8 protein-coding genes, 3 tRNA genes and 1 rRNA gene are annotated in these 9,981 nt (G+C 72.2%); 10 read left to right on the forward strand and 2 right to left on the reverse strand.

What is annotated here, in order from left to right; genetic code table 11:
* Positions 1 to 5: 5 nt before the first annotated feature.
* From rrf to D8M35_RS13775, 7 genes are all read left to right on the forward strand, one after another.
* Positions 6 to 122: ribosomal RNA gene (gene rrf / locus D8M35_RS13745) — 5S ribosomal RNA — on the forward strand.
* Positions 123 to 247: 125 nt separating this feature from the next.
* Positions 248 to 1,735, forward strand: a complete 1,488-nt coding sequence (gene gltX / locus D8M35_RS13750) for a glutamate--tRNA ligase (protein ID WP_126892362.1) — start codon at positions 248 to 250, stop codon at positions 1,733 to 1,735.
* A gap of 10 nt (positions 1,736 to 1,745) precedes the next feature.
* On the forward strand, positions 1,746 to 2,708 hold the full coding sequence (locus tag D8M35_RS13755) for an NAD(P)/FAD-dependent oxidoreductase (protein WP_238638240.1): 963 nt from the start codon (positions 1,746 to 1,748) through the stop codon (positions 2,706 to 2,708).
* Between the two features lie 46 nt (positions 2,709 to 2,754).
* A tRNA-Gln gene (locus D8M35_RS13760) sits at positions 2,755 to 2,826 on the forward strand.
* Between the two features lie 228 nt (positions 2,827 to 3,054).
* A complete protein-coding gene (locus tag D8M35_RS13765; protein WP_126892363.1) occupies positions 3,055 to 3,687 on the forward strand; it encodes an MBL fold metallo-hydrolase in 633 nt (210 codons plus the stop codon).
* Positions 3,688 to 3,785: 98 nt separating this feature from the next.
* Positions 3,786 to 3,861: transfer RNA gene (locus D8M35_RS13770), tRNA-Glu, on the forward strand.
* Positions 3,862 to 3,919: 58 nt separating this feature from the next.
* Positions 3,920 to 3,995: transfer RNA gene (locus D8M35_RS13775), tRNA-Glu, on the forward strand.
* A gap of 59 nt (positions 3,996 to 4,054) precedes the next feature.
* On the opposite strand, the gene D8M35_RS13780 is transcribed toward D8M35_RS13775, so the two are convergent.
* On the reverse strand, positions 4,055 to 4,564 hold the full coding sequence (locus D8M35_RS13780; RefSeq protein WP_126892364.1) for a MarR family winged helix-turn-helix transcriptional regulator: 510 nt from the start codon (positions 4,562 to 4,564) through the stop codon (positions 4,055 to 4,057).
* 87 nt (positions 4,565 to 4,651) lie between these two features.
* Between D8M35_RS13780 and D8M35_RS13785 the strand changes: the two genes are divergently transcribed.
* The gene (locus tag D8M35_RS13785; RefSeq protein WP_126892365.1) at positions 4,652 to 5,857 is read left to right on the forward strand and encodes an FAD-dependent monooxygenase; all 1,206 of its coding nucleotides are present in this window, start codon (positions 4,652 to 4,654) and stop codon (positions 5,855 to 5,857) included.
* A 37-nt stretch (positions 5,858 to 5,894) separates the two neighbouring features.
* Here the strand turns inward: D8M35_RS13785 and D8M35_RS13790 are convergent, their stop codons facing one another.
* Complete coding sequence (locus D8M35_RS13790; RefSeq protein WP_126892366.1) at positions 5,895 to 7,022, reverse strand: NAD(P)-binding domain-containing protein; 1,128 nt, start codon at positions 7,020 to 7,022, stop codon at positions 5,895 to 5,897.
* Between the two features lie 101 nt (positions 7,023 to 7,123).
* Between D8M35_RS13790 and D8M35_RS13795 the strand changes: the two genes are divergently transcribed.
* Together D8M35_RS13795 and D8M35_RS13800 are read left to right on the forward strand one after the other, a co-directional pair.
* Entirely contained in the window at positions 7,124 to 8,617 is a 1,494-nt protein-coding gene (locus D8M35_RS13795; RefSeq protein WP_238638241.1) for a pyridoxal-dependent decarboxylase, read from the forward strand.
* Positions 8,614 to 9,981 (forward strand): lysine N(6)-hydroxylase/L-ornithine N(5)-oxygenase family protein (locus D8M35_RS13800; RefSeq protein WP_126892367.1); only part of this gene is annotated, 1,368 nt, incomplete at its 3' end. The genes D8M35_RS13795 and D8M35_RS13800, both read left to right, overlap by 4 nt.

The following is a 9,981-nucleotide window of genomic DNA, read 5'->3' on the forward strand; positions in this document are numbered from 1 at the left end:
AGTGTTCCGGTGGTCATAGCGAGAGGGAAACGCCCGGTCACATTCCGAACCCGGAAGCTAAGCCTCTCAGCGCCGATGGTACTGCAAGGGGGACCTTGTGGGAGAGTAGGACGCCGCCGGACTCAACTTCAGCAACACCAGGAAACCCCTGACCGTGACCGGTCAGGGGTTTCCTGCGTTACCGGGCCCCGCGCCCTTTCCACAGTCCACCTGCCGGCCACTCCAGCGCCGGTAGGATCGTGGCGTCATGACTGCACCGTTCACCACCGCCACCGGCTCCGACGTCCGAGTCCGTTTCTGCCCGAGCCCGACCGGGACCCCGCACGTGGGGCTCATCCGGACGGCCCTGTTCAACTGGGCGTACGCGCGCCACACCGGCGGCAAGCTCGTGTTCCGCATCGAGGACACCGACGCCGCCCGCGACAGCGAGGAGTCGTACGAGCAGATCCTGGACGCGCTCCGGTGGCTCCGTCTCGACTGGGACGAGGGCGTCGAGGTGGGCGGACCGCACGGGCCCTACCGCCAGTCGGAACGCTCGGACGTGTACGAGGACGTCATCGCGAAGCTCCGGGCGTCCGGACACGTCTACGAGTCGTACGTGACGCCGGAGGAGATGGAGGCCCGGAACCGGGCCGCCGGCCGCGACCCGAAGCAGGGCTACGACAACCACGAGCGGGACCTGACCGAGGCCGAGCGCCAGGCGTTCCGCGACGAGGGCCGCCAGCCGGCGCTCCGGCTGCGCGTGCCCGACCGCGACCTCAGCTTCGACGACCTCGTGCGGGGGGAGATCACGTTCAAGCAGGGCACGTTCCCGGACTTCGTGGTGGTCCGACCGAACGGCAAGCCGCTGTACACGTTCACGAACCCGGTGGACGACGCCCTGATGGGCATCACGCACGTGCTCCGCGGTGAGGACCTGCTCTCGTCGACCCCGCGGCAGATCGCCCTGTACGAGGCGCTCGTCGAGGTCGGCATCACCGACTCCGTCCCGCTGTTCGGTCACCTGCCGTACGTGATGGGGGAGGGCAACAAGAAGCTGTCGAAGCGCGACCCCGAGTCGAACCTGTTCCACCACCGTGCTGCCGGCATGGTGCCCGAGGGGCTCCTCAACTACCTGGCGCTGCTCGGGTGGTCCATCGGCCCGGACCGCGACGTGTTCTCGTCCGACGAGATGGTCGCCGCGTTCGACGTCGTCGACGTCAACCCGAACCCGGCGCGCTTCGACCACAAGAAGGCCGAGGCGATCAACGGCGACCACATCCGTCTGCTCGACGCCGACGACTTCCGCGAGCGTCTCCTGCCCTACCTGACGGACTTCGTCTCGGCACCCCCGACCGCGGAGCAGGATCGGGTCCTCACGGCGGCCGCCCCGCTGGTGCAGGAGCGCATGCAGCTCCTCGGCGAGGCGCCGGCGATGCTCGGCTTCCTCTTCACCGCGGACGACGCGCTCGTGGTCGAGGACGACGCCGTCGCGACGCTGAAGGGCGACGCGGGCGAGGTGCTCCGTGCGGGTGTCTCCGCGCTCGAGGGTGTCGAGGACTGGACGACCGAGGCGATCGAGGCAGCACTGCGCTCGTCCCTCATCGACGGCATGGGGCTCAAGCCACGCGTCGCGTTCGGTCCGCTGCGCGTCGCGGTGTCGGGGCGTCGGATCAGCCCGCCGCTGTTCGAGTCGATGGAGATCCTCGGCAAGGACTCCACGCTGGCCCGACTCCGTCGGCTCGCGGACCGCTGACGTCGCCGTGGTGACGAACCCGGGCGAGCAGGACGCGGTCGACGTCCTGTCCGTGGACGTCGCGGTGATCGGTGCCGGTCCGGCCGGGCTGAGTGCTGCGCTCAACCTGGTCCGCGCCCGACGCACGGTGCTGCTCGTCGACGCCAACCGGCCGCGCAACGCCGCCACCCTGCGGTCGCACGGCTTCGTCACGCGTGACGGGATCTCGCCGCTCGAGCTCCGGAAGCTCGGCCGGATCGAGGTGGAGTCCTACCCGGAGGCGACCGTGGTGCAGTCGGTCGTCGACCGCGTGTCTCCGGACGGCGACGGGTGGAGCGTGCACGGTTCCTCCCGCGGCACCGAGCTGCGCGCCCGCGCACGGGCCGTGGTGGTCGCGACGGGGCTCCGTGAGGAGTTCCCGGCCCTGCCGTCGCTGCGGGCCCTCTACGGCACCTCCGTGCACAGCTGTGTCGAGTGCGACGGGTACGAGCACGCGGGGGAACCCCTGGCGTTCCTCTGCGAGACGCCCGACGTGGTCGATCGCGCGCTGCTCGTCGGGTCCTGGACGGACGATCTCGTCGTCTACACGAACGGTGCCGCGGTGCTCGACGACGCCGGCCGTGCGCGCCTGGCGGCGGCGGGTGTGACGGTCGACGAGCGGCCGCTGGCCGACCTCGAGGGCGGCCGGGACGGCCTGACCGGCGTCCGCCTCGCGGACGGCGACGTGCGGCCGCACACGGGTGCGTTCGTGCGCCCGCTCTGGCACGCCGACCTCGACTGGCTCGAGGCGCCCGTCGACCGGGACGCCGAAGGGCTCGTCCGCGTGGACCGCCTCGGCCGCACCGGGGTCCCGGGGCTGTACGCCGTCGGCGACGTCACCCCACCGGGCCCCGAGCAGCTCGTCGTGGCGGCCGGTCACGGTGCCTCGACGGCCGCCGCGGTGCACCGGGACCTCGTGGGTGGTCTCGAGGACCTCCGGGATGCTGTACAGTAGTTGATCGTGCCCCGGACAACGGGGAACGGAAGGCCAGCAGGCCTTTTGGGGTATGGTGTAATTGGCAACACAGCGGTTTCTGGTACCGTCGTTCTTGGTTCGAGTCCAGGTACCCCAGCTCGAAGGAAAAGCCCCCGGGAGATCCCGGGGGCTTTTCTCGTTCCCGGGCAGATGCCCCGTCCGAGCGAGGACACGCCCGACCTCCGCAGGAGATCGAGATCGCCGCGCCGCCGTTCGGCCCGTGGCAGGGACAGCGGCGACAGCGACAGTGACAGCGGCAGCGGCAGCGGTCGACCGTTGCGGGATCCGTGCCGTACGCCGCAACCGCGCGCGTAGGGTCACCGGCATGGAGGTCACGAAGCTCGAACACGCCTGCCAGGTCGTCGCGAAGGGCGCAGCGCGGCTCGTCATCGACCCCGGCGGCTTCACCCGCCCGGTCGACGTGGAGGGGGTCGTGGCCGTCGTGGTCACGCACGAACACCCGGACCACGGGACCCCGGACCAGCTGCGCGGGATCCTCGACCGCAACCCGGACGCGGTGGTCCTCGGGCCGTCGGGCGTGGGAGCGGCCCTCGCCGGCGCGGGGATCGCGGTCCAGGTGGTCGGTGACGGTGACCACCTGGAGGTCGGCCCCTTCACGCTCGACTTCCACGGGGTCCGGCACCAGCGCATCCACTCCTCGGTGCCCCTCGTCGACAACACTGGTGTGCTCGTGGACGGTCGTCTCTTCCACCCCGGCGACGCGTACACGGTGCCCGGGGTCCCCGTCGAGGTCCTCGCTGCGCCGGTCGGCGCACCGTGGCTCAAGGTCGGGGAGATGATGGACTGGATCGCGGCGGTGGGGCCCCGGCGCGCCTACCCGGTGCACGAGGCGACGCTGTCCGAGGTCGGCTTCGCCATGCACACCGACCGGCAGCGCGAGGCCCTCGGGGACGGGGAACTCGTGGTGCTCCGGCCCGGTGAGACGCTCACGATCTGAGGCGCTGCACGCCGGGCTGGAGGCGCGGCACACCCGGGCGACACGCCCCGTTTTGGCAGTGCGCGAGCCGTGTGCCATACTTATCGGGTTGTCGGAACGGCCCCATCGTATAGCGGCCTAGTACGTCGCCCTCTCACGGCGGTAACGCGGGTTCGAATCCCGCTGGGGTCACCACAGGTGGCTAGCCTCCGAGTCCGACAACGAGTGTGTCCCGCTCCCGAGCGGGACGTGCGGCCCCATCGTATAGCGGCCTAGTACGTCGCCCTCTCACGGCGGTAACGCGGGTTCGAATCCCGCTGGGGTCACCACCGCAGAACCCCCTCCGAGCTCCGGCTCGGAGGGGGTTCCGTCGTTGCGGAGCACCCCGTCAGGCTCGCCCGCCGCGCTCGTGTCCGGCGAGCCGGCCGTTGGCGGCGGTCGCCGCCGTCGTCATGCGGTCGAGGAAGGCCAGCGCCGCGCGGACCTCGTCGGCGTCGGACGCCCGCAGCGCGCCGGCGACCTCTCGTCCGGCGAACCCGAGGAACGCCTCGTTCGCTGCACGGGCGGTCTCGGTGCTGCGGAGGGTCACCCGGCGTCGGTCGGCGCTCTCCCGGTGGCGTGTCACGTGGCCGGCAGCCTCCAACCGGTCGACGAGCACGGACGTCGCTCCGGACGTCATGCCGATCTGCCGCGCGAGCTGCGCGGGGGACAGCGGCGTGCCCGCTCGTTCTGCCCAGAGCACCTGCCCGAGGGCGTTGGCGTCGGTGGGCGACAGGCCCACCCACGTGCCGAGGTGCCGGTTCAGCTCGTCGAACGTGACCGCCCAGTCGCGGAGTCGGTGCATCACGGCGACCTCGTCCTCGCTCCAGGCGGTCTCGAGCGGGTCGACGTCGGGCATCGAGGTTCCTCCACAATCAAGTCGCTTTACTGTAAAGCATGAGCGGACGGCGTCCTGGCCCTCCGCGCAACACACGAGGAGCAGGACATGTCCGCACCACACGCAGTGATCTCGGGGGCGAGCATCGCAGGTCTGTCCGCCGCCTGGTGGTTGCGGCACACCGGTTGGGAGGTCACCGTCCTCGAACGCGCCCGGGCCTTCCGCGACGGCGGTCAGAACGTCGACGTGCGCGGCGTCGCGAAGCAGGTGCTCGAGCGGATGGGGCTGACCGATGCCGTCCGTGCGGTGAACACCACCGAGACCGGGACGGTGCTCGTCGACACCGACGGGCGGGTCACCGCGACGCTGCCGGAGGGCCCGGACGGTGCCACCGCCGAGCTCGAGGTGCTCCGGGGTGACCTGGCCCGTACCGTCCGCGACGCACTGCCCGAGGGGGTGGTCTTCGTCTTCGGGGAGCGGATCACCGACGTCGACGACACCGCGCGCGGCCACGTCACCGTCACCACCGACCACGGCCGGTCGCTCCGGGCGGACCTGCTCGTCGTCGCCGAGGGTGTCCGGTCCACCACCCGCGCGCTGGTGTTCGACCACCCCGGTGACGTCTCCGAACGGGACCTCGGCGTCACGATGGCGTTCGGTACGATCCCGCGCACGGACTCCGACGACCGACGGTGGCGCTGGTACAACGCGGTCGGTGGTCGTCAGGTGCACCTGCGTCCGGACCCGTACGACACCACCCGCGCGATCCTGGCCTGGGCCGGCGAGGACGGCGGGGTGACCGGTGCCGACCGTGCACGGGTGCAGACCGGGCTCGAGGGACGCTTCGCCGACGCCGGCTGGCAGGCGCGTCGGGTGCTCGACGGCTTCGCGACCTCGGAGGACGTCTACGTCGACCGGCTCACCCAGGTGCGGATGCCCGTCTGGCGGCGGGGCCGTGTCGCCGTCGTGGGTGACGCGGCGTGGTGCGTCACGCCGATGGGCGGTGGTGGCGCGTCGCTCGCCCTCACCAGCGGGTACGTGCTCGCTGCGTCCGTGGCGGGCCGTACCTCGAGCCGCGCGGACCTCGACGGGGCGCTCGCGGCGTTCGACGACTGGATGCGACCACTCGTCGACGACGTGCAGGGGATCCCGCGCGGCATCGTCCGGTTCGCCTACCCGCGCACCCGGCTCGGCCTCGCCCTGCGCCACGTGGCGGACAAGGTGTTGCTCGAGGGGCCGCTGCAGGGCCTCGCGGCGAAGGCCACCCGCGTCGCCGAGACCGATCACGAGCTGCCGCCGGTACCGACCACCTGAAGCTGCGACCACGGTGTGGGGCACCCGCCGTCCCTGGTCAGGCGTGCGCCGGTGCGCCTTCGTGGACGGTGAGCCAACGGTCCAGGTCGCGGGCGGCGGCTCGTCCGGCCCGGTTCGCCCCGACCGTCGACTGCGAGGGGCCGTACCCGACGAGGTGCACGCGCGGCTCGCCGGTCACCTGCGTGCCCGACATCGGGACGCCACCGAGCGGGCCGTGCAGGTGCATCGGTCCCAGGTGGTCGAGGTCCGGGCGGTAGCCGGTCGCCCAGAGCAGGACGTCGATCGAGGTGTCGGTGCCGTCGGCCTCCACGACGCCGTGCGGACGGACCTGCGTGAACATCGGCCGCCGTTCGAGCACGCCGCGCCGCGCGGCGGCACGGAGGGCGTCGGTCCAGATCAGTCCGGTGTAGGAGACGATGCTCGCCGGAGGACGCCCGGCCCGGACGTCGGCGGCGACCCGCCGCTCCACGTCGACACCGTCGACCTCGTGGACGAAGTCGCCCGGCAGGAACACCGGCTCACGGCGGGTGTACCAGACGGTCGAGGTGACGAGGCTGATCTCGTCGAGGAGCTGCACGGCGGAGATCCCGCCGCCGACGACCGCCACGCGCTTCCCGCGGAAGTGCTCGGCGTCGACGTACTCACGACCGTGGAGCTGCTCGCCGAGGAACGTCGCGGTGCCGGGGACGTCCGGCACCACCGGCGTGTTCCACGTCCCCGTCGCGTTGACGATCGCCCGGACGCGCCACGAGCCGTGGTCGGTCGTCACCGTGAGCGGTCCGTCGGCGCGGTCGTCGAGGGGCGTCACCGACCCGACCCGCACCGGGCGCAGCACCGGGAGGTCCTCGTGTGCCTCGTACGAGGCGAAGTAGCGGGGGACCGCGGAGCGGGCCGCCTCGGCGGGGTCGACGGGCGGGAGCGGCATGCCCGGCAGGTCGTGGATGCCGTTCACCGTCGCCATCCGCAGCGACGCCCACCGGTGCTGCCACGCGCCTCCCGGCCGAGGGTTCGCGTCGAGGACGACCACGGAACGCGCGCCGCTCACGTCCTCGGCGTCCCGCAGGGCCCGGAATCCCCGGCGGCGTAGGTGGTGCGCGGCGGACAGGCCGGCTTGACCGGCGCCGATCACGGCGACGGTGGCGCTCCCCGCCGCGGTGCTGTCCACCCGACGAGCGTACCGGTGGCGACGCCGCGATCAGGTGGAACGAACGGTCTTCCCCCGTTCGAGGTTCCGATCGCGATACGGTTAGGTTAGCCTCACCTAACGTGAACAGCGAAACGCCACTGCTCGAGATCCTGACCTCCGACGCCTCCGAGCGGTACCGGAACATCGTCCACGGTGCCGTCGACCGCACGGCTGACCGGCTCGCCGAGGTCGAGACGCCGACCACCGACACGCCCGCCTCGGACCTGCGCGACCGGGTCGCAGCGATCGACCTCGCGCGACCCCTCGGATCGGCCCGGGCCGCCGTCGCCGAGGTCGACGACCTCTTCACCGCCGAGGCCGTCTGGTTCCACGACCCCGGCTACCTCGCCCACCTCAACTGCCCGGTCGCCGTGCCCGCGGTGGCCGCGGAGGCGGTCCTCGCAGCCGTGAACCCGTCGGTCGACACCTGGGACCAGTCGCGCATCGGTACCGAGATCGAACGCCGGGTCGTGACCTGGGTCACCGGGACGATCGGGTTCACCGCCGGGGACGGTGTCTTCACGTCGGGCGGGACCCAGTCGAACCTGCACGCGCTCCTGCTGGCACGCCAGGCGGCGACGACAGCGCCCCAGGGCCCCGCCGGACGCCTGTCGGCGCTCGACGACCTGGTCGTGTTCGCCACTGCGTCGAGTCACTTCAGCGTCCGGAAGTCGGCGATGGTGCTGGGCCTGCCGCAGCGCGCCGTCATGGACGTCGCCGCCGACGCCGCGGGCCGGATGCGACCGGACGCCCTGGCGCACGCGATCGCCGACGCCCGGCGCGAGGGGCGGACCCCGATGGCCGTGGTCGCCACCGCGGGCACGACCGACCGGGGCTGCATCGATCCCCTCGAGGCGATCGCCGACGTGTGCGACCTCGAGGACGTCTGGCTGCACGTCGACGCCGCGTACGGCTGCGGGCTGCTGGTGTCCCCGACCCGTCGGCACCTGCTCGACGGCATCGAACGCGCGCGGAGCGTCACGGCCGACTTCCACAAGTCGTTCTTCCAGCCGGTGTCGTCGAGCGCGTTGCTCGTCCGCGACCCGGAGGACCTGCGCCGGGCCTCGTGGTACGCGGACTACCTCAACCCGGAGGACGCCGACGAGCCGAACCAGGTCGACAAGTCCCTGCAGACGACCCGGCGCTTCGATGCCCTGAAGCTCTGGGCGACGCTCCGGGCGAGCGGCGCCGAGGCGATCGGGCAGGCGTTCGACACCGTGCTCGACGTCACCGAGCGGGTGCACGAGCACGTCACGGCACACCCGGACCTCGTGCTCGTCGCGCCGACGCAGCTGAGCACGGTGCTGTTCCGCTGGCAGCCGGACGGGGTGTCCGACGCCGAGGCCGACGCGCTCGTCGCCCCGCTGCGCGCGGCCCTGCTCGCCGAGGGGCGGGTGCTCGTCGCGAAGACCGTGATCGACAGCCGTCCGTGCAGCAAGCTCACCCTGCTGAACCCCACCACCAGCGCGGAGCAGGTCGTGGCATCGCTCGACCACGTGGTCCGCACCGCGGCGCGGCTGCACGCCGACCTCGTCGACGGGCACGTCGGCACGACGACGGGAGCGGCCCGATGACCACCGCCAGCACGAGCACCAGCACCAGCACCGGCACCGCCACCGCCACCGACGTCGGACGTGTCCACGACATCGTCGGCATCGGCATCGGCCCCTTCAACCTCGGGCTCGCCTGCCTGACCGACCCGCTCGACGACCTCGACGCGGTCTTCCTCGACCAGGCGGACGGCTTCGCCTGGCACCACGGCATGATGCTCGACGACGCCACCATCCAGGTGCCGTTCCTCGCCGACCTCGTGACCATGGCGGACCCGACGTCGCCCTTCTCGTTCCTCGCCTGGCTCAAGGAGACCGGCCGGCTCTACCCCTTCTACATCCGCGAGGACTTCCACCCCCTGCGGGTGGAGTACGACGCGTACTGCCGGTGGGCCGCCGAACGGCTCGACACACTGCGCTGGGGCCGTCGCGTCGTCGCCGTCGAGCACGACGAGGACGCCGACCTGTTCACCGTCCACGCCGAGACGCCGGACAGGCCCGAGCGGTACGTGGCGCGGCACGTCGTGCTCGGCATCGGCACCGGACCCGCGGTGCCCGAGGCGCTCCGGGACCTCGACGGTCCGGTCGTGCACTCCGCGGGCTACCTGCCGGCGCGCGACGCGCTCCGGGGTGCCGACTCGATCGCCGTCATCGGCAGCGGGCAGTCCGCCGCCGAGGTCTACCGCGACCTGCTCGAGGGCATCCGCGACGGCGGGTACCGCCTCGACTGGATCACCCGGTCACCGCGGTTCTTCCCGATGGAGGACACCAAGCTCACCCTCGAGATGACGAGCCCCGAGTACACCGACCACTTCCACGCCCTGCCGACCGACGTCCGCGATCGTCTCGGTCGCGAGCAGCGTGGGCTCTACAAGGGCATCAGCGCCGACCTGGTCGACGAGGTCTACGACACCCTCTACCGGATCAGCGCCCGGGGCCCGGTCCCGACGACGCTCCGGACGGACACGAGCGTCGTCGCCGCCGAGTGGCTGCCGGAGCAGGACCGCTTCCGCCTGACGCTCCGGCACGCGCAGCTCGGCACCGAGGCGGTGCACGAGGTCGCCCGCCTCGTCCTCGCGACCGGGTACCGGCCGAGGACGCCGCACTTCCTCGGGCCCGTCGAGCACCTGGTGGCGCGCGACGACCGCGGACGCTTCGCCGTCGCGCGCGACCTGCACGTCGACACCATCGGCGGTCGGATCTGGGTGCAGAACGCCGAGGAGCACACGCACGGGCTGACCGCGCCCGACCTCGGGATGGGCGCCTGGCGGAACGCATCGATCATCCGGTCCGTCACGGGGCGCGCGGTGTACGGCCTGGAGGAGCGGATCGCCTTCCAGGAGTTCGGTCTGCCCGGTGGGCGGCCGGCTCCGGACCCCGCTGCCGGG

This window comes from Curtobacterium sp. HSID17257 (genome assembly GCF_003989515.1).
Taxonomy (GTDB): domain Bacteria; phylum Actinomycetota; class Actinomycetes; order Actinomycetales; family Microbacteriaceae; genus Curtobacterium.